The sequence below is a fragment of the Bradyrhizobium sp. WSM2254 genome, assembly GCF_000472645.1.
Lineage (GTDB): Bacteria > Pseudomonadota > Alphaproteobacteria > Rhizobiales > Xanthobacteraceae > Bradyrhizobium > Bradyrhizobium niftali.
Genome location: NZ_AXAB01000018.1, coordinates 67,513 through 93,442 on the forward strand (window position 1 = coordinate 67,513; position 25,930 = coordinate 93,442).

The 25,930-nt window shown below is 59.0% G+C and carries 20 protein-coding genes; 11 read left to right on the forward strand and 9 right to left on the reverse strand.

Going from position 1 to position 25,930, the window contains the following annotated elements; genetic code table 11:
- Window positions 1-94 precede the first annotated feature (94 nt).
- The 6 genes from nifA (at window position 95) to queE (ending at window position 5,691) form a co-directional block, all read left to right on the forward strand.
- Window positions 95-1,855, forward strand: coding sequence for a nif-specific transcriptional activator NifA (gene nifA, locus A3M7_RS0113305; RefSeq protein WP_027544395.1), 1,761 nt, complete (start codon window positions 95-97; stop codon window positions 1,853-1,855).
- Window positions 1,856-2,040: 185 nt separating this feature from the next.
- On the forward strand, window positions 2,041-2,883 hold the full coding sequence (locus A3M7_RS0113310) for an electron transfer flavoprotein subunit beta/FixA family protein (protein WP_027544396.1): 843 nt from the start codon (window positions 2,041-2,043) through the stop codon (window positions 2,881-2,883).
- A 119-nt stretch (window positions 2,884-3,002) separates the two neighbouring features.
- A complete protein-coding gene (locus A3M7_RS0113315) occupies window positions 3,003-3,251 on the forward strand; it encodes a hypothetical protein (protein ID WP_027544397.1) in 249 nt (82 codons plus the stop codon).
- Window positions 3,252-3,843: 592 nt separating this feature from the next.
- Window positions 3,844-4,581, forward strand: coding sequence for a GTP cyclohydrolase I (gene folE / locus A3M7_RS44020; RefSeq protein WP_245284234.1), 738 nt, complete (start codon window positions 3,844-3,846; stop codon window positions 4,579-4,581).
- Between the two features lie 2 nt (window positions 4,582-4,583).
- Window positions 4,584-5,048, forward strand: coding sequence for a 6-carboxytetrahydropterin synthase (locus A3M7_RS0113325; RefSeq protein ID WP_027544398.1), 465 nt, complete (start codon window positions 4,584-4,586; stop codon window positions 5,046-5,048).
- Entirely contained in the window at window positions 5,035-5,691 is a 657-nt protein-coding gene (gene queE, locus A3M7_RS0113330; protein WP_027544399.1) for a 7-carboxy-7-deazaguanine synthase QueE, read from the forward strand. The genes A3M7_RS0113325 and queE overlap by 14 nt, the downstream gene beginning before the upstream one ends.
- Window positions 5,692-5,817: 126 nt before the next feature.
- Here queE and A3M7_RS50435 read toward each other — a convergent pair whose 3' ends face one another.
- The 5 genes from A3M7_RS50435 to A3M7_RS0113375 form a co-directional block, all read right to left on the reverse strand.
- On the reverse strand, window positions 5,818-6,258 hold the full coding sequence (locus A3M7_RS50435; RefSeq protein WP_245284235.1) for a hypothetical protein: 441 nt from the start codon (window positions 6,256-6,258) through the stop codon (window positions 5,818-5,820).
- A 172-nt stretch (window positions 6,259-6,430) separates the two neighbouring features.
- A complete protein-coding gene (locus A3M7_RS0113340; protein WP_156936862.1) occupies window positions 6,431-6,619 on the reverse strand; it encodes a hypothetical protein in 189 nt (62 codons plus the stop codon).
- 679 nt (window positions 6,620-7,298) lie between these two features.
- Window positions 7,299-7,763 carry a transglutaminase-like cysteine peptidase gene (locus tag A3M7_RS0113345; RefSeq protein WP_371090184.1) on the reverse strand — a complete coding sequence of 155 codons (465 nt, stop codon included), beginning with the start codon at window positions 7,761-7,763 and terminating at the stop codon, window positions 7,299-7,301.
- 3,888 nt (window positions 7,764-11,651) lie between these two features.
- Window positions 11,652-12,344, reverse strand: coding sequence for a hypothetical protein (locus A3M7_RS0113370; RefSeq protein ID WP_027544404.1), 693 nt, complete (start codon window positions 12,342-12,344; stop codon window positions 11,652-11,654).
- Window positions 12,345-12,397: 53 nt separating this feature from the next.
- Entirely contained in the window at window positions 12,398-13,147 is a 750-nt protein-coding gene (locus A3M7_RS0113375; RefSeq protein ID WP_027544405.1) for a hypothetical protein, read from the reverse strand.
- Between the two features lie 692 nt (window positions 13,148-13,839).
- On the opposite strand from A3M7_RS0113375, the gene A3M7_RS0113380 reads away from it, so the two are divergent.
- Both A3M7_RS0113380 and A3M7_RS0113395 read left to right on the forward strand, forming a co-directional pair.
- Window positions 13,840-14,085: a hypothetical protein gene (locus A3M7_RS0113380; protein WP_027544406.1), complete on the forward strand. Its 246-nt coding sequence runs from the start codon at window positions 13,840-13,842 to the stop codon at window positions 14,083-14,085.
- 1,600 nt (window positions 14,086-15,685) lie between these two features.
- The gene (locus tag A3M7_RS0113395; RefSeq protein ID WP_027544409.1) at window positions 15,686-16,411 is read left to right on the forward strand and encodes a LuxR family transcriptional regulator; all 726 of its coding nucleotides are present in this window, start codon (window positions 15,686-15,688) and stop codon (window positions 16,409-16,411) included.
- A 278-nt stretch (window positions 16,412-16,689) separates the two neighbouring features.
- On the opposite strand, the gene A3M7_RS0113400 is transcribed toward A3M7_RS0113395, so the two are convergent.
- The 4 genes from A3M7_RS0113400 to A3M7_RS0113415 all read right to left on the reverse strand — a co-directional run bounded on the left by A3M7_RS0113400 (window position 16,690) and on the right by A3M7_RS0113415 (window position 22,795).
- Window positions 16,690-17,868 carry a hypothetical protein gene (locus A3M7_RS0113400; protein WP_156936863.1) on the reverse strand — a complete coding sequence of 393 codons (1,179 nt, stop codon included), beginning with the start codon at window positions 17,866-17,868 and terminating at the stop codon, window positions 16,690-16,692.
- 209 nt (window positions 17,869-18,077) lie between these two features.
- Window positions 18,078-19,181 carry a branched-chain amino acid ABC transporter substrate-binding protein gene (locus tag A3M7_RS0113405; RefSeq protein WP_027544411.1) on the reverse strand — a complete coding sequence of 368 codons (1,104 nt, stop codon included), beginning with the start codon at window positions 19,179-19,181 and terminating at the stop codon, window positions 18,078-18,080.
- Between the two features lie 610 nt (window positions 19,182-19,791).
- A complete protein-coding gene (locus A3M7_RS0113410; protein ID WP_027544412.1) occupies window positions 19,792-20,502 on the reverse strand; it encodes a MerR family transcriptional regulator in 711 nt (236 codons plus the stop codon).
- Window positions 20,503-21,829: 1,327 nt separating this feature from the next.
- On the reverse strand, window positions 21,830-22,795 hold the full coding sequence (locus A3M7_RS0113415) for a LysR family transcriptional regulator (protein ID WP_027544413.1): 966 nt from the start codon (window positions 22,793-22,795) through the stop codon (window positions 21,830-21,832).
- 482 nt (window positions 22,796-23,277) lie between these two features.
- On the opposite strand from A3M7_RS0113415, the gene A3M7_RS0113420 reads away from it, so the two are divergent.
- Genes A3M7_RS0113420 through nodC form a run of 3 tightly spaced genes read left to right on the forward strand, consistent with a single transcriptional unit; the run spans window position 23,278 to window position 25,916 of the window.
- Window positions 23,278-23,913, forward strand: coding sequence for a NodA family N-acyltransferase (locus A3M7_RS0113420; protein ID WP_049823391.1), 636 nt, complete (start codon window positions 23,278-23,280; stop codon window positions 23,911-23,913).
- Window positions 23,868-24,566, forward strand: a complete 699-nt coding sequence (gene nodB / locus A3M7_RS46465) for a chitooligosaccharide deacetylase NodB (RefSeq protein ID WP_084302124.1) — start codon at window positions 23,868-23,870, stop codon at window positions 24,564-24,566. The genes A3M7_RS0113420 and nodB overlap by 46 nt, the downstream gene beginning before the upstream one ends.
- A 15-nt stretch (window positions 24,567-24,581) precedes the next feature.
- Entirely contained in the window at window positions 24,582-25,916 is a 1,335-nt protein-coding gene (gene nodC / locus A3M7_RS0113425) for a chitooligosaccharide synthase NodC (protein WP_027544415.1), read from the forward strand.
- Window positions 25,917-25,930: the final 14 nt, after the last annotated feature.

The following is a 25,930-nucleotide window of genomic DNA, read 5'->3' on the forward strand; positions in this document are numbered from 1 at the left end:
ACCTGAATTGCGCACGAGCATCAGGCGCAGCATCAAACTCGCAAAATCCAAACAAGATGGTAGGGAGGATGCTGAAAATAACGGAGACGTCGTCATGTTGAACATCGCTTCCGCACACGAAAGGCCTGACTCAGTGTCGGAGACGAGCCAAACTGTACCCATTGTGACGCTGCACGAAAGCGCCGTTGTCGGGATCTTCGAAATCTCGAAGATACTCGCCGCCCCCTGCCGGCTCGAGCTCACGTTGGCCAACGTCGTGGATATTCTGCATTCGTTTGTTCAGATGCGGCACGGCATCGTCTCGCTTTTCGACCATGATGGCCAGCCAGACATTACGGTCGGCGTTGGCTGGACCGAAGGCAGCGACGAGCGGTACCGGACGCGGCTCCCACCGAAAGCGATTGATCAGATCGTGGCGACGGACATGCCGCTCGTGGCCGAGGACATCGCAGTCCATTCGGCGTTCACGACGGCCGACCTCGAGGTGCTCGGTGCCAGCGATAACGCACGGGTGTCGTTCATCGGCGTTCCCATTCGGATCGACGCGAAAGCAGTTGGCGCGCTGACCATCGACCGTGTTCTGGACGACAGCTCAAGCATACGGCTCGAATACGACGTGAGACTTCTCACCATGATCGCCAATCTGGTCGGGCAGACCGTGAAGCTGCATCGGCTCTTTGCGACAGACCGCGAGCGACTGATGGCGGAAAAGGATCGATTGCAAAAGCAATTGGCCGAAATCCAGCAACCCGCTCGCGAGCGCAAGAAGGTCAATGTGGAAGGCATCATTGGCGATAGTCCGGCGCTGCGCGCGCTGCTCGACAAGATCGCGGTGGTTGCCAAATCGAATAGCACGGTTCTGCTGCGCGGCGAATCCGGTACCGGAAAGGAGCTGGTGGCCAAGGCTATTCACGCCCTCTCGGCGCGCTCCAAGCGGCCGTTCATCAAGCTCAACTGTGCGGCGCTCCCCGAGACCGTTCTGGAGTCCGAATTGTTCGGCCATGAGAAAGGTGCTTTTACCGGCGCCTTCAGTTCGCGCAAGGGGCGCTTTGAGCTGGCCGACAAGGGTACGCTGTTTCTGGACGAGATCGGAGAGATCTCGCCCTCGTTTCAGGCAAAGCTGCTGCGCGTCCTGCAGGAGCAGGAATTCGAGCGTGTCGGCAGCAATCAGACCATGAAAGTCGACGTTCGCGTCATTGCAGCTACGAACAGAAACCTGGAGGAAGCGGTCGCAAATAACGGGTTCCGCGCTGACCTCTATTACCGTGTGAGCGTGGTTCCCTTGCTGCTGCCGCCCCTGCGCGAAAGGCGCAGCGACATTCCGCTGCTCGCCGCCGAGTTTCTCAGGAATTTCAACAGCGAAAACGGCCGCACGTTGACATTCGATCAAGGTGCGACGGACATTTTGATGAATTGCGGGTTTCCGGGTAACGTCCGTGAACTCGAAAATTGCGTGCAGCGGACAGCGACCCTCGCCCCAGGACCTTCGATCTGCAGAGACGACTTCGCCTGCTGCCACGGCCAGTGCCTTTCGGCGATGCTGTGGAAGGGGGGATCTGAAGACGTGGCGCCGCATGCGCGCCCAACTTGCGCAGGGGCCCCGAAGCCGAGCAGCGCTGAAGCTGGTCGGTCGGCCGCCGGCGCTGTCCCGCCTGTCCCGGACGCGCAGGCTGGGCTGGGTCCAGCCGGCGCCGCGCTCGTAAGTACCGGACAGATGACCGATCCCGAGCGCGTCATCGCGGCCATGGAGCGGTCGGGTTGGGTTCAGGCAAAGGCGGCGCGCCTGCTTGGCGTTACTCCCCGCCAGATTGGCTACGCGCTGAGGAAATACGGCATCGAGATCAAGCGTTTCTGAGCGGTGTGGGGGCGGTGCGACCATAGCGCTGTCGCGATGACGACGAATGTCCGAAATGCGTCTGCACGTGTTGGAGCACGTCAGGCTCTCAGAACTTGTTGTTTACATCGACTCATGCCTTAAACCGCAAATGGTACGACATTTGCTGTGCTTTCTCCGGATTTCGAAGGTCTCTGGAGAAGCACATGCACAATGTCGTCTGCATCAAGCAGGTCCCTGATTCCGCACAGATCCGCGTGCACCCTGTGACCAACACGATCATGCGTCAGGGTGTGCCCACCATCATCAATCCTTACGATTTGTTCGCGCTGGAAGCTGCGCTCGATCTGCGCGACAAGTTTGGTGGTGAGATCACCGTCCTTACAATGGGCCCACCCTCAGCCGAGGACACTCTTCGGAAAGCCCTCACCTTTGGCGCCGATCGCGCGGTGCTGCTGACCGACCGTTGCTTCGCGGGTGCGGACACCCTGGCAACCACCTACGCACTCGCGACCGCCATCCGCAAGATCGGCAAGGATTATGGCCAGCCTGACCTCATATTCACGGGCAAGCAGACGATCGATGGCGACACCGCGCAGGTCGGGCCTGGTATCGCAAGGCGGCTTGCTGTGCAACAGCTAACCTATGTTGCCAAGATCATGACCATCGATCTCACCGCGCGCACAATCGAAGCGGAGCGGCGCTGCGAGGGCGGCACCCAGGTGTTGCGCGCAAGCCTGCCGTCGCTCATCACCATGATGGAGGCCACCAACCAGATTCGCCGTGGCGCAATGGCAGATGCTTTGCGCGCCGCTCGAGCGCCAATTGTAAAATGGAACGCCCAGGAGGCTGGCGTCGAGGATGTTTCAAAATGCGGTCTCAGGGGCTCGCCCACCGTTGTTAAACGCGTCTTCGCGCCCTCGGCGCGCGCAGAGAAGGCAGCCATCGTGGATGCTGCCGAGCAGCCGGCGCAAGCCTTGATCGACACCATTTTCAAGCAGAAGCCCAAGCTTGAAGCCGAGCTTGCCGCTCTCGCCCGAGGCTCATGACCCGGGGAGAGGTTCGGGCGATCGGCAAGGACGAGCAGCGGCCGTCGACGAGCTTACGCCGGGGCAGAGCAGGTGGGTGGACAGAGCGTTAAGCCGAACGTCGCAGGCTACGAGTGGCGATGATCCTGCGATTCCACTGCGCCGTCGAGCATTTGGACGTGTGGAGTGCAAGCGGACATGGCTTCTCCTTCGTGATCGCTTATGCGAGCCGCGCAGGCCACGGCTTTCGCGGACGTCCCGGCTATGTGGCGTCATGGCGCCCGCTTCATCGAAGTCGTAGTGCAATCAAGATCGCTGGCTCGCCCTTCACAACGTTCGCCGACGCCGAGCAGGCCTGCAACTCGATGCTGAAGCATCTGAGAGCGTGAAGCTCAGAGCCGATGCGCTGCAATGAACGGGAGCGTCAACCACATATGGCGATTGGCCCACACTATGTCGGTGAGAAGGCGGCTCGCACATTTGCGGCCGAGACGTTCCTTTTCTGGCGTTGCATCTTGCGTTGCCTCTTGGTTTCCACATCGAGCCGCTCGGCCGCGGACTCCAGCCCCACTTAGGGGGGCGTCATGTCTCTGGCAGTCGATTGGGTCGTAGAAGAGTGGCCGTATCGTCGTATCAGTCGCCGTCGGGTCGAAGACGCCCATGTCTGGGGACGAACGCGACGGCGTATCCCATCCGCGCGAGCGGTGCAAAGTCCGTGGTCTTCTTCGGGCAACCTCGCGCAGAGTCGTATCCGGCATGCTGATTGCTAGAGATGAGAAGACCCATTTCAACAATTGCGGTCCTCGGAGCGACCACCCCAGGAGTCCATCTCAAATGTATCGAATTTGTGCATTGAAAAGCTTCGCCTGCACCGCTGACTAGCGTCCGGTCTTTGAAGTGCCCTCAATCGCAGGTTATGCCCCAAATGCCTTTTCTCCAGGCGGCCATTTCTCAGTTCTTTCGGCCGACGGATCAGATGGCGTGGGCGGATCACGCGATCGGACTGCAGATCAGTCCTCGGCGGAAACAGGGCAAAGTGTCAGGCAGGAAGTTTTGATAAGCTCAACGCAGGCAATTCGTAAACGCCTCCTCGAAGCTGGCGTGTCGTTTGCGCCAAACGCCAACATCGCAAAACACCTGCTGCCCGGTGACATTGAGGTGATACAGACCGAGGTCGAGCGGCACATGCAGGCCGTGCTGGATGCCCTGGTCATCGATAGCAATCACGACCACAATACGCAGGGGACCGCGAAGCGAATTGCCAAAATGTACGTGCGCGAGGTGTTTGCCGGCCGCTTTGAGGCCGCGCCCGAGGTCACGGAGTTTCAGAACGACAGCGGTCTGGATGCGGTCTACTCGCTTGGCCCTATCGCAGTACGTTCTGCGTGCGCCCACCACCTTGTCCCCGTCACCGGCCGCATGTGGGTCGGTGTTCTGCCTGGTGACAAGCTGATCGGTATCAGCAAGTTTGTGCGCCTCGCCAACTGGATCTTGTCGCGACCCCACCTGCAAGAGGAAGCCACCGTCATGCTGGCGGACGAGCTCGAGGGCCGTCTCAAGCCGAAGGGATTGGCCCTCGTCCTCAAGGCACACCATCAGTGCATGGTCTGGCGCGGTGTTCGCGAAACCGGAACCATCATGACGACCAGCATCATGCGCGGAGCCTTCCGCGACAGCAAGTCAATGCGTAGCGAATTTATGGCGCAGATCAAGGACTAGGCGTGGCATACCTATCGACGAAGACATACGGCCATGAGGTCGGCCTATCTGCCACGTTCCGCCAGTGGCGCGCAAAGTCGCATTGTCGCCTGCTGCACGGTTACTCGCTGTCGTTTCGTTTCGAGTTCGAAGCCAGCACCCTGGACGACAAGAATTGGGTCGTCGATTGTGGCGGCCTCAAGGAGCTGAGGGCGATCCTCGAAGGCACGTTCGACCACAAGACAGTCGTGGCCGCGGACGACCCCGAGATTGAATGGTTTCGCGAAGCCGCACGGCGCGGTTTAGCGGACATCATTGTCCTACCGGCAGTTGGCTGTGAAAAATTTGCCGAACACGTCTACCGCGTCGGCAGCAACTGGTTGTCGGAAAAGGGACTTGCTCCGCGTTGCCGGCTGGTGTCAGTCGAGGTGAAGGAGCACGGCGCGAACAGCGCCATGTATCGGGAGGCAGGCCGTGCTGCCGATTAACGAAATATTTGAAACCATCCAAGGGGAGGCCTGCAAGGCGGGCACACCGTCCGTGTTCGTACGGTTGCAGGCATGCCCGGTCAGGTGTCCGTGGTGCGACGCCAAGCACACTTGGTTCGTCGATTCAGAGCGGCGAGTGTCGATCGCCGACATGATGATCAAGACCGAGGACACCAACACCTGGGCCATGATGTCGCCGGAGGACGTCCTGCTCGCTGTGCAGGCGTTCAGCGCCCGGCATGTCGTGATCACGGGTGGCGAGCCCGCGCTGTACGACCTGCGGCCACTGACCACGCTGCTCGTCGGTTCCGGATTCTCGGTGCAATTGGAGACGTCGGGCACCCAAGCCATTCAGGCGCATCCCTACACATGGGTGACCGTTAGTCCGAAAGTTGGCATGCCGGGTCGGCGATCTGTTCTCGGTGAGGCCTTGCTGCGTGCCAATGAGATCAAACACCCGGTGGGCAAGCCTGCCGACATCCGAAACCTGCTGAGCCTGCCTATCGAGTACGCGCTCAAGCCAGAGATATGGCTACAACCATTGAGCCAAAGCCGAAAAGCGACGGAGCTGTGCATCCGAGAGGCAACTGTACGCAACTGGCGCGTCAGCATCCAAATGCAGAAGTATATCGGCGTGCGGTGAAGCCCGCTGAGGCAACTGTCACAAAGTCCACGTTTGCTACCGCGGAAATGGTTGTGAATTCGGACAACTTCACCGAAAACCGGGCTCCTCGGGCAAACCGAGCAGGAGCCGGGCAACGCAAGCCGCTTATTGGCTCCTCACAGGCGCCTTGAAGAATCCTTCCTTTGCCAGGCGAAGATGTCTGTCCAGTGTCGTGTGCAGCGACGCACGAAGCTCAAGCGGGATCGAGTCGTCTGTGTCGATCAGTTCCCGAATCTTCAGAAACATGCGGTCGATTGAGGTGAGCGTTGTCGTCATTCGCCCGGGTATCATCTGTTCTTCCTTAGCAACAGCCGCCGACGTCAAGCGAATAGCCAGATATTCTGCCGGCTCAATAATCTCGGCGGTGGCAAGCCAAGCCAGCTTTCGCCGCAACCGCAAGCCTACAATCTTACGCAGCGTAAGGTTCAAGCCCTTTCGAGGGCCGAGTGGAGCTTTTTTCACTCTCAAAACAACAAAATGTGCCTCCTCGCAATCACCGGCATTGAGACAAGCGGCTCCATCGTCATGGCTAACGGTCGAGACCACGTCTGCGGGCACTTCCACACGCCCCGTCAAGGTCCAATGGGCCGGGTTTCAGCTTTGCAACCGATCATCGAGTCTTGCCAGACATCAACTCGTCGCGGATGCCAGTGTAACGAGACTCCGATCGTGTCTGATTCCGCGGGCACGGAATGAGGTAGGGTCGAGGGAAATCGCGTCAGGAGCGGCTGATTGTCAGGCCGGCATTCTCCAGCGCCTGGAGAATCTTGCTCGCAATGGCCCGCGCGTCAGCCTGCCCCTCACCGACCAAGTCATCCGCTAGCGTCCGGGCAATCACATCGTGCGCATCCTCACGTTTGAGCGCCTCGAGCTCGGCATATTCGCCGCAGATCTTGCAGGCGATCACCGGCCGACCGCTCCAGGGATCGTGCGTTGAAACTTCGTACCATTTGTCGGCCTCACATTTCGGGCAGCGCATAGGTGAACTCTCCTGATACGGTTCAGCGTGATCGATCCGCTTGATCTGCCTTTCGCTCCAAACCATGCATCTCGTCTGCTGCTGCCAAATCGGGCTTGAAGAGCCGATCTCCTCGAAATGCTTCGGGGATACGATGCGGGGGACAGTGATAGCGAATCCGTTCCTTCAGGTTGGAGGAGGACAATACCGACGGCACCGCAAATCGCGGTCCGTGAGAGCGTCAGATCGGCGGTGACGTTCCTTCATCGTGATCATCCTTCTTTTCTCGGAGCGGCCAAAAGAGGCGTGATGTCCGCCGGCTCTGCCTGCGAAGCTCCGCAGATCCAAGACGCGCGACCACGCCAGGCAAATATCCAAGGGACAAGGAGAATGGATGAATCAAAACGGGGCCTTGAGAGAGCGATCTCACCAGCGCGCGATGCGGTCTGATTGCCGGCGATATCGCCATAGCTGACGGCCGCCGATCAAAGTGCGGACCGCAGATCAGTTGCGGCGCCGGTCGGAGACCGACCGGTGGCGCGCTGAACGAATTCACCCAGGGGTTCGATCATCTGTAGTGCGCCCGTGGCGCTAGCCGGGAACATCTCCGATCTCCTCCGTGAGGCGCTTACTCGCCGCGCTGCGCGATAGTACGCCAATATCGCGGATCGCCTGGCGACTGAACTCGAACCCAGCGATAGGGAGCACGCGACCACGATCGGATCTGCGGGGTCAGATTGTCCAGCACGAGGTCGCCGCTCTTAGTCCGTACCACCAGAACCAGATGATGTTTGCCCGAGGCGGTCACGACCTCGGCGAGCAACAGGGCTCGCGGCGGCCATCCACGCTGTAGAAGCTGGTGGCGCTTGCTGACGGCGTAGTCGTTGCAGTCGCCGCGCTCCGGATCAATGAGCCAGGCTTCCACCGGGGGACCGGGTTCACTGGCTTCCGGGATAATGGCGCTGTTCACCGTCTGGTTAGCTTCTTTCAAATCTGCCCACCGTGCCTCGGTCAGGTGGACCGGACCGCCGCGAAACAGGAGGCGGACGCGGCATTCATCCTGATAGCGCAGGCAGAACATGGTGTATGCCATAGGAGGGAGCGCCGGACGGTCAAGCTTGAGGTGCGGAGACGCCGACACGGCGATCGCCGGCATACCCGACGATCTCTGATCGGCAGATCGAGCGGTCGTCATCGTTTGAGAACCCATTGTGGCGGCTGCGACTGCAGCCAGGATTAACGTCCTGCGCATGCTGTAGCTGACGGACAGCCGATCAGACCCGAGGTCACGAGCACGAAACGACAGATCCACTGCGGCGGAGCTACGAGGCGCAGTGACTCGAGGAACGCCATCATCCAAAGGGTCTGTCGTCCGCAGCACGACTGCGACGCCGCCGTCCGCCAGTCATGCGCAGGTCCACTCCGTACCGGCAGCCCGTGCGCGGTGCTCCCAAAACTGCAAGACATGTGCAACCCCTGTGACTGCGCGGGAAGAGATCGAGGGCGAGCAATGGCCCGCCCGCCTGATCCGAAAACCGTACAATCTGACGCCACGTGCGATTCAAGCCCCCATGAAGGTCGTGCGAGTGTGTTCGGGCTCAACGCCGTTCTGCGGACAATTCGCCGCGCAGAAGTCGTCACCAGATCCCGGTCCGCAGGGCGGCCCAACCGCCGACGACTCTTCACTTGTCAGCGCGGAGAGTCCGTTCAGACAACCGAGACCTGCGCTAGTTTTGCCTCTCAGGCATTGCCGCCAACGATCTTCGTGACATCAATAATGCCCGCCCTGACCAAAAACGGCGCCGCTTCCCATATTGAAGATAGTGTGACCTACGCCCGAGAAGTTCCTACGTATCACCACGGATGTCGGGCGCCGCTTGACCTGGTCTAGCCGTTGCATATCCATGTCCATGAAACGCAAAGGCCCATCGAGCGGTCCAACACACTGGCGGCAGCGAGCTCAAGCGACGCTTGCCAAGGCGGAGTCGTTCGATTGTCCAAAGTCAAAAGCCAAGCTACTTAAAATCGCCGAGGAATATCAAAAGCTGGAACGGTAGGCCGACGAGCGGGAAAGATTGAGAAGAGATGCCGATGAGGAGCAATGAATATCTTCAATCTGGTGGCCTTCCGAGAAGATCTCTCTCGGCTCTGGCCCGCAGCATTTGAAGTGACCTCGACCCATGCGACCGCACCCCTGACACCCCCGTCATCCGCACGTCGCCTTCGATCTCCGGAAACTCGAAGGATGTCTCTCCAACTCGAATTCGATGGATCTTTTAAGTGGATCTAGCAATGCGACGACAACGCGTGCTGTCGCCCAGCGGCATCAAACTAGACGTTCGGATAGGCTCGCGTACCTGGAAGTGGGCACGCGCGTCGCTCCCGCCCATTCACAGACGCGACGGATCATCGCGGCAGCCTTCAGGGTGGCACGTGTTTTGCTGAAGCCTTCTGAGGGGAAAGGCTCTCCAGTGCCTATGCCTCGCCGGCCCGACGCGCCTTTTGACCCGGCAAGGCGCGTCGGGCTTTTTCGTGCTGCTCAGCCGAGAGACGCATAATGAGCTGTATCAACCAGCATGCGACATCCCTGGCCGTGTTGAACATCGACGCACGTCGTATCGGGTTCGTAGAACTTCGGACGTTGTCGGGCAGGCGAGACATAGACCTTCATGCAGGAGTACCGACGACAGCTCGCGGCACACATTCAATGACCGTCGCGAAACCTCTCGGCCAATTTCCGCGGCACATCATTTGCAACAATCATCGTGGGCATGGACGTGGGCTCCCTCAGCGGCACGTCGATGCCCCCAACCTCGCCAGGTTGGGCCCGACGCACCTCCAGCCTGCTCCGAGGGCGTCGGGCTTTTTTATGTTGAGGCACTGCGATCGTTCTCATCCTTGCTATCGACCGCCGACATCGCTCTTGGGACCAGGGCGCGGCTCGAGCCGAGCAGTGCTGCGGCTCAGGATCTATCTTCCAGTAGCGGGGCTGAATGTCTCAAGACGGCAATCGTGGTCGCGGAGCGAAGATGAACGCCGCAAGCCCTAGGCGAGTGAGGCAGCCCATCCCGACGCCGCAAAAGAGGCTCGTGCGCAACTGTCGTCGGAAGATTTGCGTCATTCTCTTGGTACTTGGCTAGTCCAAGAGTCGGCACAGGCTTACCGCTGCGGCAAGACTCGCCGCGATGAACGCCTCAGGACTGTCAGCGCAGTAAGCGATAAGCATGGCCCACAAGCTTACCGAAAACGCGATGGCCCACTTCACTTGCATCTGTCTTTGGCGCGGGCGAGGCTCGGCGAGCCGGGTCGTCGGCGCATTAAGCGCAGCACGCACCTGTGGCGGGTTGCAGTCGCCCATCGAAAAACCCCGGCAAGCCCGTAGATGCTCATCCAGACAAGCGCGGCGAAAATTGCCGCAAGCGACCAAAGTTGTGGCGTGCCCGACTTCAGGGGGAGATCACAACGCGCCGCTCGCAGCGCGTCCTGCGCGTTAATCAGGCGTCGTCTTGGTTCACGCCAGTGCATCATCAGCACTCATCTATCCCTAGTGAATCGAGCGAGCGTCGCATCCGCGCGAAATCGGATGTCACCATGGCCAGGCGAAACGGCGGCCCGATGCTCCCAAATTGAAGATCGGAGCGGCCAACGCCCGGCCGACCTCATCGACAGCCGATTGGGACGTTAAGCCAAGCCTAGCCCTGGCCAATCTCCGGATTGGTCGAGGCAGGTATCGGTTCGATCGTGATTGCGACGACCGTCAAGTGCATCTCGGACAATTGCCAAGCCGCGATTCGTCCGCGTGTTGATCGGCGTGGGTCGAGCAAGTGTCATCGAGTGATCCCGCGTTGCTGGGTTGTGCGCAAGCGTTCGCTGCCGCATATTCCGCTCAGCAATTGGCGTGCCGCAGGAAGCGGTGCTGTAGGCGTTCGTTGACGCAAGAAAGCCTAGGGTTTGGCGTCGCCGTGGCAAATGGTGTCGCGCTTATGGTCCGGTTTCCGACATCTTCGTCACGAACCGGACGTGAATGCTAAGCGGTGCGCGGGCGGTCTCTTCCGATGGTTTGCGTCAACTAAACTCGTGTGACGCAAGATCGATGTTGCTCGAATCCCGCGGTTTGGAGTCCGCGACATTTTGGATTGACGCGTCCGCAGCCCGTGATTTGGTTCTTGCTCCAGGCGTCCCGGCGGAGATATTCGAATCTGCAGCTGCCCAAGGTCTTTCGGAATGCGTCGCTGAACGCCACTTTCCCACAGACTGATCATCCGAGAGAGAGTGATGCAGCGACGAATGGCGAGCGCGAGCTTGATTGACCGGACAAACTCAACGGCTGCGGCCACATAGATGACGTATTGGGATTGTTTCAGGCTGACTGTGCGGTAGCAGTAGAGTCGATGAAGCACCGGCGGAGCCTTCGTGTGCGCCGACTTCAGATGAGCTGAAAAGCCAAGGAGGACGCGTGAGAGCGCAGATCATAGATAGACTGGAGGCCGGCCGCGTACAGCATGGGCAGTTCGCCAGCGCGCCCGGGTCAGGTCCTTGTGGTCTCTTTTTTGTTCAAGGACCTTGCGGCTGTAAACTGCAGATCGCAGCATTGGTCCGTCCGGGATGGGAGCACGTCTCCGTCTCGACGCCGCGGCGTTGTCCGAACTGGGAAGAGATGTGCTTCGTCAAGGACCTGTTTTGGGACGAAGAGGAATGCGTCATGCAGCTGCACCCTCCATACTCGCAATACGTGAACAACAGCAGGTACTGCCTGCACCTCTGGAAGCCCATTCGTGAGAATATTCCAAGGCCACCGGCATCCTTTATAGGCGTCGTCGGCCTCGGACCGTCCGAGGCCGCGTCGCTGTTGGCACAAATGAGAGCACGATCGTAATCGGATGTGTGCGCGGTTGGCGCCCGGCCCAATGCACTCGGACGCTGGACCTCGTCAGTCCACGTCTCCTATTTCGAGATGGAGAGGGCCCGTCGACTGCACGGGTCAACGATTCATCGCTTGGCCTCGAAATGAGCGCGCCGGCATGAGGCTCAATTCGAGGTCTCGGAACAGGGTGTAATTCCGCCGAATCCATTGATGCAGCTCCGTGGTCGAATCCTTCTCGTGGCGCAAATACCCCGTAAAGGAAAACGTCAGGCGATCGATATAGGTCTTCAAAAATTGCGGCAGTGCGAAGATGCGCAGCACGGGAGCGCGGTCCATTGCTTCGGGCAACTCGCTGCGCAGCACGAACTGATTATGGACGGTGATCAGCGCTGGTGCCCGGATCTGGTGCCGCAACACCTCATAGCTCCGTGAGGAGACGCGATCGGCGCTCCCGACAAAGAGGATGATTGGTGCAACCCGGTTGCGTACCGCCTCCCTCATGAACCCAATCTCGATGCACATTTTGAAGAACTCGTCGAATGCGTGGAAACCGAGATCAATCACCTTCGCGACCCCGTCGTCCAGGATGAGCCGGTCCATCAACTGCATCTTGCCCCAAGTGTCTGTCACATCTGCCGTCTCGGTAATTGTGGGCAGGTAATCGACCAGCGACGGCTCCCTCAAACTGATGTCGAAGGAGAGCACGGATCCGTTCTTGAGCAACAAGAACTCGCTCAAGAGCCGCGCGATCAGAGTCTTGCCGACCTGCAGGCCAGGAGAGCAGATGATGTAGACCGGCGTGGGCGGCATCTCCAGCGACATCACACGACTTCGTATATTCCCCAAGGTGCATACCAAAAGGGCTACGTTTCACTGCTGCGGGGCCTTGATGTGGCGCCAGTCACATCGGTCAAATTGATGCGGTCATACTCGGACCAGACGTTGGCCAGCCAGTGCCGGACATAGCCCCGCAGCACAAAGGAGTAGTTCGCGATCTCATCGAGCGGTCCCTTGTTTGCGACGAAATTCACGAACGAAACGGAAGCGACCTCGACCTGCTCATAGGCCATCTCGTTGAGTTTCGGAATCGTCAGTTCGGTGGCGCCCTTGATGCGGCGAAAATACGAGTCGTAAGTCGACTGATCCCATTGAAAGAACTGGGTATCATTTATGAAATTTTTGACGAGGAAGTATTTCGCGCCGTTCATGAAATTGGAAGTTTCGGCGATCTCGTCCAGAGAGGCGATCGAAGGGCCAAGGATATGAAAGACGGCAAAGGTGATCTGACCAGACTTTACTGAATCCAGGAACCCGATGTCCCGCAACGAGTTCAGAGCGACCGATAGCAAACCGGCGCGGACGTCGATCACGGTGACCGAGAGCCCGGCGTTCAGGGTGTCGAAGATCCTCATCTGGTCTGCCGTCGTCGTCATATCGACGATCTCAGTGATGTCGGAATGAAAGCGCTTCAGCGTACCTCGCGGTGACTCCGTGTCAAAGGCGCGGGTCTGCACCTTGTTCACGCTGAAATAGTCCAGAAGCGTCCGACATACGGTCGTCTTGCCGACCCCACCCTTGTCCGCGCCCACCACAATCACAACCGGCTTCGCCATCGAATTCCCTTTAAGACACGCGCTACGCCAACCGCGAGGCGCGATCGACAGTCTTTGCTTTGGACGTGAACATGGCAGAAAGAAGAGGTCGTCGAAGTTTTGCAAATTTATGCGAGCGAGGTCTGACGTGGCAGCGCTCTACGTCAGGTTTGCGGCCATCTAACAGCTCGGAGAATCCGGACTGCGGCCTTCGTCGTCGATCTGACGTGACGTCAGGTTTGAACTCGGAACGCCAGGCACGTTCGGCGTCTATCGCGTATGGGCAACAGAGAGCCAACGGTGCGGCGTCACATGCCGCCTGCTCGCTTGCCGGCGAGGGGACCACGCAGAGATATCTTGGGCAAAATGAGAGCGGTCGCGAAAGCTAGACAAACTGGATCGGCGGCAGGACCAGCTTGGCCGAAAGATGGCATCGTGCCTCGGTCGAATCAAGAGAGCGAGCTTTCGACTGAAGTGTTACCTTGATGGACGTGTCGACGGCTCTACAGTTGAGCGACATTGCGCAGCCAAGTGTGCAGCATGAGCGTCGACATAAGCCACCGCGGGGTTGTGAAATGAGCGCACATCATGCTAGGGCCGTCGCAAGGCTGGCGCCGCCGCAGGACGGTTCGCTGTTTTGTCGGTCATAACTTGGCCGTCAATTCGCGAGATGACGTTTGCGGGCGGGCCAACAGCTGAAAGAAGGAAGAGGGGTGAGTCAGGCTGAAATGGATGTCGTCGAGCACATGCTCGCCTCGCTAACTACATGCGCGCTTCAGACCCGGGTTGCCCCCAGTAACGAAAAGGTTGCGCATCATTTCGAGCTCGCCTGCAAGAGAGTTGGACTCCTTGTTACGCCGGCGTCTGCCATTCGAATCTTCAAGCGCCTCGCGCACGAGGTTCAGAAGGCAGAGTCGATTCTGGAATTCGTCGGTCCTAATACCGGTGAGTTGCAATGAGCAACCAATAGAGTTGATGTGAGTTTGCGAGCGGAACCACTGTCCGTGCACGCAAAAGCCCTCGGCGTACGTCGGATGTAAACGGCGCCGAGGGTGTTGCTCGCGGGTCGCGCATTTGGATTGTGGCGCATTCCCGTTTGGCGCGAGGTAACGTTCCAGGATGACGCGATGCTGGTCCGCGGCACAATCCCCGTCGTCACACTTTCTGTATCTGGTGCAACGCAACCGGGCCTGTTGGCAGCAACCATTGCGACGTTTGGTCCGCCGCGTGACACACGATCGCGGCTTGATAAGCCCAATCGAGGAGTAGTGCCGCTTCAGATTGCCAGCGCGTCACGCCAAATTGTCGGAAACCGCGCAGGCCGGCGGCAGCTCGTTCCTCGTGCGATGAGCACCGGTCTATCGTACAGATCTTGAAGGTAGCGGCCATTCAGCCGCGTGTGTCGTCCAGCATCCAGTCAAGGCGAGTTGGCCGACGATCCGCAAGTCGACCAGCCAACGGCTGAGTATGCAGTGCCATCGAGTGGGAGCGCGATCGCTGATCGCAACCCAGAGCATTGGTGCCGGACCGGGATGTTCGATGGCTGTTAGCTGGAACTGAAACGGCGCCCGCTCTGGCGGTCGGCCGCGCTCAGCAGCTCTCGACCATACGCTTCGCCGCGCATGGGATTACAGGGGCGCCCCTTTGTGCCGCAGACGGGCTACGTATCTTGTTGTTGGCAGCTTTGCTGACCTGCAAATGTCGCTTCTGTAGCAAAGCGCAGTGTCGCATTCGGACGAATGTCGGAGTTGCTTCGATCCTCCGACCCGCCGAACGACCGACGAGTGGCTCAACACACTGCTTTCAGACGTGAATTCATGACTGCCGGGAATTGGTACGACACTTGCTGTCCTAAGAGCCAGCTCGGAAGTTCCGGAGTCCCGCATGCACCGTTTCGTCCCGATGAAGCATAGTTGCGGCTGCGCGCGGGTCCGCGTGCGACGAGGTGAAACGCTTGGTCATTGGCGCTTGAGATGGCATGCGGTTCTTGTGCGAGGTTCTCGTCTTCGGCAACGGGCATCTCGTGCGGCTCGCCGAGGGCGTCTTCACCAGCATCGAACAAAGAGAGCGGATGCGCTTTGCTCTACCGTGGATCCGGGTTGCGGAAACGCAAATAGGCATCCCGAGGCTCCGCCACCGCTATGGCGCCTGCGATTGCACAACCGCACTCTTTTAGAAGTCGGTCATCCTCAACTCAGCGAGGAGCTCGCCGGCAGTCCGATAGCGGCCGCTCTCACTGTTCATGATAGCCGGCCCTGCGCGCTGCGACGAGCCGAATCGCAGCTGTCCACACGACAGTTGAGACGTGGCGGGCTTAATCCGTCGACACGCGTCCGCGGCCTTCGCGACTCGTCGCTGCTTCGAGGCGCCTATCCCTTCCGAGCGCGTTTCGGGAGAGCTTACCCAGCTCTGGAACTGCGTGCCGCAGCGCTCGAGCGCTCGCATTGCAAAGACGCGAAGCCCAACGGTGAAGGCAAGTGAACGACGCCCGCCCTCACCAAGCTCTGCGCGCAATGACGCAGTACGACTTTTGGGCCGTGGGGCCTCGTGAGGCGCTACATGGATCTTTTCAATTTCATCGAATGCGCCAAGGCAACTCACTCTATCAAGGTCTTATTCGACCTTCTCGTAAGCTGTGCGAGCGAGAAAGGCTTCAGTGAAGTCGCTTATGGAGCCCTCACTTTCGCGGAGGCATGTGGTCTGCCTGAATATCTGCCCTCCGGGGTAACGGTAACCTTCCCGTCCGATTGGTGCGGCCGGTACGTTGAACGCAAGTACCGTGTCATCGATCCGGTGGTACGACGGGCGCCAACGCTTTCGCGGCCGTTCCTGTGGGATCAACTTGCCAAAAAATGTCAATTGCAACCCAGCGAGCAGCGCGTACTCGCAGAAGCCAAAGAGGCAGGTCTGAAGCACGGTATGAGCGTGCCGTTGTACGGACCATTGGGCCAAGTGGCTCTGGCATCCTTTGCATCCCCGTTCGACGATGCTGATCCGCAGTGCCAGATGAGTCATCTCAACGTACTGGCCTGGCACTTCCACATTGCCCTTGCGGAGATCTCGCGGCCCTCCGCTAGCGGCTCAAATTGCGAAGTTGCACTGTCTGAGCGGGAAAAAGATTGCTTGCGATGGGTGGGAGAGGGCAAGTCCTCCTGGGAAATAGGCAAGATACTCGAGGTGAGCGAGAATACAGTCAACTTCCATCTCAAGAACGCGATACGAAAGCTCGGGACTTCAAACCGGACCCACGGAATTGCAAAGGCCATTCGCCAAAACCTCATTTGAATACCCGGCCCGCCCCTGCACCGACAGTATCATTCGGTAAGGGACGACCGTCCTGCCCGCGATGTGCAACCGACCAAGGTGGACATCGCCTTGAGCCGCACGTCGCCGTGGCGAGCGGTGCCCGTGGACGGCCAATTTCGCAGCTTCCTTACCGCCAAGGAAGGGTTGAGCGGACGCCGAGTGTTTCAGCAAGCAGGGGCTTAGGTTCGCACGGGCAGTGACGGATCAGTCCTGATCGTGCCTGCGCAGACAAGGCTGGGCGGCGGTCCAAACCGCTGTCACTTCTGGGGTGGCGGCAAGGTCATTCCCGCGTTGGTCCAGCTACCAAATATCGGTCCTGACAGATCCTTCGGCAGACCGATCAGCACGCCAATGGGACCTGCGTGGCCGTGGCGATAAGCCATGACCACAGACCGATCATCGCTAGAGGTAAACTGGAATGTCCCGGTAAAATGTCGACTTCGCAACACCGCAATGTTTGTGCTCCGACACAATGGGCAGCTGGTTGGCGGAGGACCGGCGGCATCGCGGTCAGAAATCGGTGCAGTCGATTCGATCAACTCAGATCGCTTGGAGAAGTTGTCGAGTTCCCCTCGTTCGGGAGTGCTGATCGTACCGGCGTCGGCCTTCAAGTTGAGGTCATAGATCCGATCGATCTCCGCGTCGCGCTGCTGACGCATCTGCATCGCCGCACAATGCGCAGCTTGTGCTTGCCGTTGCTGCTCGGTGAGTTGGGCCAGGCGTAAGTTGTCGCCGTTATCCGCGGCTCGCTGAATCTCATCTGCCAGAAAGCCTTGACTGGCATGATAACGTCGATCCGCATCCTGGCGTCGCATCATCTCGTCCAGCAGCTCGGGGGCGAGATCGTTCATCTGCCGGACTTTGCTCTCGCTAACGTACGTCTCGTTGCCTTGTGCATCAACATAGATGAGGCTGGAATAGACCGGTGCCGCTTCAATCGTCCACACGGGAGGATACGGTCCGTCAACGAACCCGAATACTGTGTCATTTAAGGTCCCGCCGCCCACGTAATAGTGAGCCGGTGTCTCCCGATACTCGAGTTCGTGTTGCAGTGCTAAGCCGTTCGAGCCACGATGATCGATGACGTCTTCAATGAACAGCACGCCAGGCGTACCCGGATGCGCGTCAATATATCTCTTGGCTTGTTCATAACGAAGAGTGCGACGCTGCGTTGTTTGTGGCGCGGGTCCATAAACGTCCGCGAGAAACGCGACGGTCGCGTCAATGGACCCCAGCTCCGCGGTATCAGTCGGAACTGGGGTTGGAGCCTCTGGCGTTTCAAATGGCTTCCATGCAGACATTGCTTGGGGCGATCGATCATCAGCCTCACCTGGCGCGGCATGTTCCTCCACCGCGGCAAGAAGGTGGGAAGCTTGAGCATTGGCTTGAGCTTGAGCGAGAACGAGCATGCTACAAGCGACAAATATCTTACGCATTGGAGAGCCTCCGTTTTGGTGTGGTGCAGCCCAGGTCAACAAGCGCGGAGAACCGCACCAGTTGACCAGCTGGCTCGACTATTGAGAGTGCCGAGGAAGTCCTGTTACGGGGTACGAAAGTCACGAGCGTGCGCTCGTCCCCTTGACATGTGCATCACGGTATCGAGCGGCTGAACGGACCCATCGAGCCGTGATGAGTCGCGATCAATTCACTCGGCCTGTTCGACGATGTTGTCTTGCCAACGGTAGACAATGAAGCCGGGAGCCGAATTGTCGCCCTTGGCGTCGAACCGGACGGCACCGATCACCGTGTCAATTGGCTGCGAACGAAGCGCAGCTGCCACTTTCGATGACTCAAAAGTGCCGGCGCGCTTTGCGGCCTTCGCCCATGCCTGCACAGCCGAATAGGCGTAAAGCGAATAACCTTCCGAAGACCGGTTGGAGGCCTTGAGACGTGCCACGACGCTCGCCGCCTCAGCATTCTTGGTGGGATCCGGCATAAAGGTGAACAGTGTTCCGTTTCCGGCTTTGCCCGCGATCATCGAAAAATCGTGGGTCATCAGAGGATCATTGGCCATCACGGTCATACCTGCACCTGCTTCTGAGGCCTGACGCACGATCAGCCCGATCTCATTGTAGTAGCCGCCGATGTAAGCAAGTTTGATTCCGTCCGCTTTCATCCTCGAAACCAGGGCCATGTAATCCTTCTCCCCGGCCACGTAACTTTGTCGCTTCACATCCGATATCCCAACCTCCCGAAGATGAGCCGCTACGACATCGGCGATGCCTTTGCCAGCGGTGCTCCTGTCGTCAAGGACGGCAGTCTTGGTGTTGGGGAAATGCCGTCGGATATATTCGGCCGCCACGACACCCTGCTGGTCGTCGCGCCCACAGATGCGAAACACGGATTTGATGCCACGCTCTGTGAGCGCGGGATTGGTGGATCCCGGCGATATCTGAATAAGTTGCGCCTCGTCGTAAACGTTGGAAGCCGGTATCGACGAGGAAGAACAAAAGTGGCCAACGACCAACTTGACCTGATCTGATGCAAGCCGACTGGCGACTACGACCGCCTGCTTGGGATCGCACGCGTCGTCGGCGACACTCAACACGACCTTCGTTCCTGGAAGGAGGCCTGACGCATTCAAATCATCGACGGCGGCAGCAGCACCGTCCCGCATCTGCGCTCCAAGCGCAGCATTGCTTCCAGTCATCGGTCCTGCCACAGCAATATTGATGTCGGCCGCAGATGCAGCGGACATCAAAGCAAGGAGTGAAATAGCTGCGAGAGAAATGGCGCCATGGATTGACATTAAGAGCTCCCCATGCGGGCTTGAGTTTGCGTCAGGTGTTGTCTGGATTTATTTTTGCTGAGGCGTCCCGCAATGACAGCCGTGGGATCGGCACCCCTTGCTGTGAGCCGTTCTCCGTCCGGCGCTCGCGCGCGTGCAGTGGTGAGCGAAACATGGGCGAAGGATGCCCCAGAGATCCTTTCTTCCGGCAGGCACTCGGGCAGGGTCAGAGGAAAGCTGGCTCGAGCCACACTCGCGGTCGGCGCAAACGAATTCGCGCTGATCGGACTCCGGTAGGCCATAACGATCCTTCATTGCTTGTCGAACGCCGATAACGCGCAGCTGCTTGGAAATCCAGGCGTACGGGGCGAGGGCAACCATCGCCCGTGAGAGCGTTCCGCGCGTTAAGCCGGCGTCAGCCCGATTCAGTCTTACAATCTGACGTTACGTCCGATTCAAGCCTGTTCGAGATAGGAATCTCTCGAGGTCGTGAGTGGTTCTCGTGGAAGGAGCGACAGCAACCAGGTTGATGGGGAGGCACGGAAGGAATAGGCCGAGCCGGAAACGCAGCAGTCGCGACCTGCGGCCGCTAATCATTCAAATGAAGCATGCATCTGAATCGGCGGCTGCGTTAGTGCCTGTCCTGCAATGCGGCCATTGCGAGATCAAGGTACTGCATCAAGCTATGGTTCCAGCCGGCCAGGTTGCGGGGCGTGCTCAGTCGCGCAAGAACTTTCAGCATGGTTGAGGCCGCCGGGTCGGTCCCCGCAATTTCTGTGATGAGCGCGCGCGCCTTCAGCGCCACGGCAGCGGCCCGCTCACCGCAAGGGTGCTCGCCACGATCGACACAATCGCGCAACTCATCCCGGATCTTTCGCCAGCGCTCTTCTCGATCAACGCCGAGCGCGCACGTGCATCGCGCAGTCTGGGGGCGCGCTTCAGCGCGCGAAGCTGCATTCAGAGCAGCAGGCAGCTCATGCATGCTGACTTGCGTGTCAGAGTCCGTCGTCATGTTACGCAAACGATCCCGCAACTGGGTCGTGCGCGTGACCTGAAGTTCAATTTGCTCCAAATGCTTGCGCAGGAGGTCAGTAAGTGACGTCTTGCCTCCCATTGCCGTGCGAATATCATTCAGCGAAAAGCCGAGCTCGCGCAGCGCGCGAATTTGCGACACTCGTTGAATGCTTTCGCGTTCGTACATTCGATGACCGCCGTCCGTGCGTTCGGACGCGCTGAGCAGACCCGTGTGCTCGTAGTGATGCAGCGTGCGTACCGTTACCCCGGTAGCCTCCGCAAGTTCTCCAATGCGCCAGCGACGCCTTCGTGGTGTAGCTTTGATCATGATGTTCAATTGGCAAGCCTACAACCTGACGTCACGTGAGAATCAAGCTACTTGAATTAGCTGGTTGGGCAGTCGTCCATTCTGGCGCAAGCAGGCTGGCTCTGCTCCGATCGCCGCTCAACCGAGTGGGCAGATGGAAGGGCGTCGAGCAAGAGCATAAGGGACGCCAAGCCGGATTGGCTTGCTGCTGTACGCTCCAAAACAAGTTTGGCGATTGTGATCCGGTTTTCAGGCGTTCGCATAGATGCCGGCAATGACGCGATGGCTTTATCAAAGATCGCGCCGAGGACCGTGAGATCTTCCGGATCGTAGACACCACTATACTGCAGCAATGTTCGGCTCCCTGTTTGTGATCGTTAGCTGGCCGAAGCGCTTGACTGCGCCGTTGGGCGAAAAGACGACAGAGCGGCGCCGTTCAGCGAGGAAGGCGCGATACGCACTCAAGTGACGCGGTTGTGCAACAGCGACGGACTTGCCTTGCCTGAAATCCAGGCAGCCGATGCCGGACGAATCTGAACAATCGAATGCTCTGCGGAATCCCCAGCTGACTGGTGCGCGAAACTGACGGCGAACTGTTCGGGTCAGCGCATCGCGGCGCCTGAACGATCACCGCGAGGGGCCGGCGGTGCGCGGTGATGGCAAGCGAGAACGACCGATGAGAGCGGGAGGTTTGCGGCCTGTCATTGAGGGAGAGCAGGCGCTCTTTTGCGCGAGGGGCCAAGGACTTTCGAACTATCATTCCCGTGCCCATGCGGATACCGGAGCCGGATGACCGGCTGATATCTGCGCGGTGGTGAGTTCAGGGGGGGGGCACCGGCTGGCGCAGGCGCGAGGCGGTTTTCGCATGATCTGGAACGAGATCAACTTGAACGTCCGTACAGCCGTTGGCGTGTTCAACATGTGAATCGGCCGCAAATTGCGCATCGCCAGTCGCACCAACTGATTCGCAATTTCGTCGTTGATCGACATCAATCTGCACTGTCAGAGACCAATGACATGTTGGCTCCATTCCTAGCGACGATCACAACCGACACATTGCATGTCGATGAGAACGACGGGACTGCGCGGCTATCACCAAAGTGGGGCGTCGTCAAATTGTCGCGGCGACTGGGTGATGTTGACGCAACACACCTTGGCGCCATCAGCAGCCCGAGTGTGTTGCGTCTGCGCAGCCCTTCGCTCTCGGCTCGGCGTCATGCGCCGGCTCGGATGGCGGGGCGAAACAGTTGAACGCGAAGATGCAACAAGAGAACGTTTGGCTCCTTCTGCCGCCGTTCACTAGCAGGTCGCTTTCAGTTCACATGTGAACTTTGCAATAGTGTTCCATTCACTTGGAAGGCGAATGCTCTACCAAGGCCTTTCGAGTTGCTGCAGTCGCGCGCGCCGAAGACATGCGCGAAGCCTGCTCCAACAATATTGTCCGCATCCAGATGCTCGCCGGATCGGTATTGTGAAGGGCCGGCCATTGAACGGCCTCTGTGAAAGACGGAATTGGCAGCGGAAGATCGACGATCCGCAGGGGCGTCGTCTTTCCGTAATGCCTGGCCAGCAACGAGGGCATCGTGCCTATACGAGCAGTGCCCAGGAGCATGGGTGGAATCATGCTGAAGCTCTGCACGACAACCTCGATGCGTCGCTTGAGACCGTGCTCAATCAAGAACCATTCCTCGATCGAAGGCCTTCGGGTACGCCCGAATTTAGCCGCTACGTGTCCCATCGACATGTATTTCTCGAACGTCAGCTTGCGTGAGAGCTGCTTGTTGCTCCGGCACCCCACGCATACGAGTTTTTCCTCGAACAGCGTCGCTCTTGGATGGGAGCGCGACATGTACATTTCCGGCAAGACAAGGAAGTCAATCTCACCGCGCTGGAGAAGCTCATCGGGGTCGTCGGCGAGGGGCAGAAAGTCGAACGCAACGCCAGGTGCCTCCCGTGCGACTCTCTCCACGATGGCCTGAAAAAACACGACCATGACGAAGTCAGAAACGCCGATCCTGAACCTGCGGTCCGATAGAGCTGGATTAAACGCATCCCGCGAAATAATCGACAGCTGGATGTGCAGCAGGGCTTCGCGAATTGGGCCGGCGAGTCCTTCGGCGCGTGGTGTCGGGACGAGTTCTCGGCCTCTCATCGCGAATAGATCGTCGCGAAAGTAGGAACGCAACCGGCCAACCGCCGCGCTCATGGCCGGCTGGCTCAAGTTGATTCTGCGCGCTGCCGCCGTGAGATTGCGCTCCGTCATCAGAGCGTCGAGCGCGACGAGAAGGTTCAGATCAAGCCCTTTGAAACGCATGGTGGGAAGTATCCAGCCCGTGGATGTCTACCATAGAAACAATCGATTTTACCAATTTGATGCAGTGCGAGATACCAAAAATGTCGGATCGGAGTGAGGCGTACCACAATGATTATTAATCGTTGGACCAGCCCCGAGAGGGATCATCTAGCATCCTCTAAGTATCCACCGCGGCTCATCTCGAACGCGACCCCGCCGTTCCTCCATCCGCGTACGGATGTCAAGCACGCTGGCGGCGCGTCCAAATGGATCGCGGCTCGAAGGCGATCTGCCCAAAGCGCGGCTGAAATATCCGCCCGATCTCATGCGAATGGCGCCGCGCCTCAATGTCATCTGCATCGTGAACGCGGCTCCTCCGACCGGTGGGCACTGGCCAACGCGCGCCGAGGTGTCCCGTTGGCGCATGAATGCGCCGGCGAGAATGAGTGACGCGCGTGCACAAAGTACCAGATCAGATCTCGAACGTCGCAACGGGGGCCACCATGAACATTGCCATATCCAACGATACAGGAGTGTTCTCCACGCACTCCAAAGTCCGGTGGAGGGTGTGCTGGGAAAACGAGTTGCAACTTGCTGAACACATCGAACTGTCCGAGTTCTTTCGTAAGACGTACGGGCCTACCGGTGAATTCAATGCAAAGCCGTTCGAAGGCGGACGAAGCTGGGCCGGCGCGAGGCCCGAGATTCGTGTCATCGGCTACGATGCGCACGGCATCGCAGCTCATATCGGCGCACTGCGCCGCTTCATCAAAGTCGGGGACGTCGACCTGCTCGTGGCTGAGCTAGGATTGTACGGTGTTCGTCCGGATCTGGAGGGGCTGGGGATCACGCACTCAATGCGGGTGATGTATCCGGTGCTGCAGCAGCTCGCGGTCCCGTTTGGCTTTGGTGCAGTACGGCAGGCGTTACAGAAGCATGTGACCAAGCTGGTCGGCCGTCAGGGTCTCGCGACGGTTTTGCCGGGAGTGAGCGTGCGTTCAACGCGGCCGGATATTCATCTCGACTTGCCGCCGACCCGTACCGACGACGACTTGGTGGTTCTGGTCTTCCCAATAGGACGTCCGATAAGCGAATGGCCGGTCGGGACCATGATCGATCGGAATGGGCCAGAGCTGTGACCTGCCCCGGCCGCTTGTCGGAAGCGCGAAGCGAGCACGTTAGCGCCACCGGAGATCGTAACGTTTACCTGACCTTTGACGACGGTCCGGATCCACGTTGGACGGCGTCTATCCTTGATGTTCTTGCCGAGCACGAGGCTCCGGCGACTTTCTTCGTCATCGGGACGTGCGCGGCAGCTCACCCGAAACTGATCCAACGAATAATCGCAGAAGGGCATGAAGTCGGAAACCACACGATGACACATCCCGATCTCTCCCGATGCGAACCAGCTGAGGTGCAACATGAGATTCAGTCGGCGAGCGACGTCATCAGGACGGTTTGTCCCGAGGCGTCACTGCGGCACATACGTGCGCCGTATGGCATCTGGACTGACCAGGTATTCGCGATGTCAACCAAAGCCGGACTGGTTCCCTTGCACTGGTCAGTAGACCCGAGAGACTGGTCTCGTCCCGGGGTTCCGGCGATTGTTGACGCAGTGCTGGCGTCGGTCCGGCCCGGTGCTGTTGTGCTCTTGCACGACGGATGTCCTCCCGTCGAGCGCCAACAAGCCATCGATTGCGGTCGCGATCAGACCCTCGAGGCGCTTTCCCGGCTTATTCCGGCATTGGGCGAGCAAGGATTCGCCATCTGCTCACTTCCTCAATCTCATTAAAAAAGAGCCGCCCCCATGAATCTGCTTGCCACAACAAGCGTTGTCGCTGTGTCGTCCTATGCCCTGCTGTCCGCCATCTACAGGAGCATGCAGACGCTCAACGCGCTCCGAACACAGATCCCGTCCCCGACTGACGACGCTTCCGAGACTGGTCCGCTGCCGAGCGTCGATGTGATCGTGCCCTGCTTCAACGAGGACCCGCGCACGCTGTCGGCGTGCCTGGAGTCGATCGCAAGCCAAGACTACGAAGGGCAAGTGCGGGTGTACGTGGTAGATGACGGCTCGGAAAATCGTAGGTACCTGTGCCCTGTACAGGACGCCTACACAGATGATCCGCGGTTCAACTTTATGTGGCTGGGAAAGAATGTTGGCAAGCGCAAGGCGCAAATTGCAGCGCTGCGCCGCTCGTCCGGCGATTTGGTTCTCAACGTCGATTCAGATTCGACAATCGCCGTCGACGTGGTGACCAAGCTTGTACGGAAGATGCAAAATCCAGCGGTTGGCGCTGTTATGGGGCAGCTCACAGCCAGCAATCGAAGCGGCACGTGGCTGACCAGGCTGATAGATATGGAGTACTGGCTAGCCTGTAATGAAGAGCGTTTGGCGGAAGCTCGCTTCGGAGCCGTCTTATGTTGCTGTGGCCCGTGCGCCATGTATCGCCGATCGGCGCTCGATTTGGTCCTCCACGAGTACGAGACGCAGTATTTTCGAGGAAAGCCAAGCGACTTTGGCGAGGATCGCCATCTCACGATCCTGATGCTCGCGGCCGGATTTCGAACTGAGTACGTTCCTGATGCGATCGCAGCAACCGTCGTTCCGGATAGGCTGGTGCCATATCTGCGTCAACAATTGCGGTGGGCACGGAGTACCTTCCGGGATACGGCGCTTGCGCTACCCCTGCTGCCACGCCTCGACTTCTACATCACGCTGGACATTGTCGGGCAGAACCTCCTTCCGCTTCTGCTCGGCGTTTCAATACTGACCGCGCTTGCGCAAATCGCACTGACGAGCGAGTTGCCGTGGCCGACGGCACTGATCATCGCGTCAATGACCATGGTTCGCTGCAGCTTGGCGGCATTTCGTGCCCGACAGCTTCGCTTTCTCGCTTTCGCTCTACACAAACCGATCAGCATGTTCCTGTTACTTCCTGTGAAGGTATATGCGTTGTGCACGTTGAGCAACAGTGACTGGTTGTCGCGCAAGTCCGCCAATATGCCAGATTCAGGTGAAGGTCAGGCCAGCACGCCGAGGCAGAGCGCCAGGTTAGATGCCACAGGCCATTCGGGTATTGCACCGTCGATGGGCGAAACGGCTACACGTGCACATGCGTTTGACGTTGACGGTACCTGACAGGCCTGAAGGCG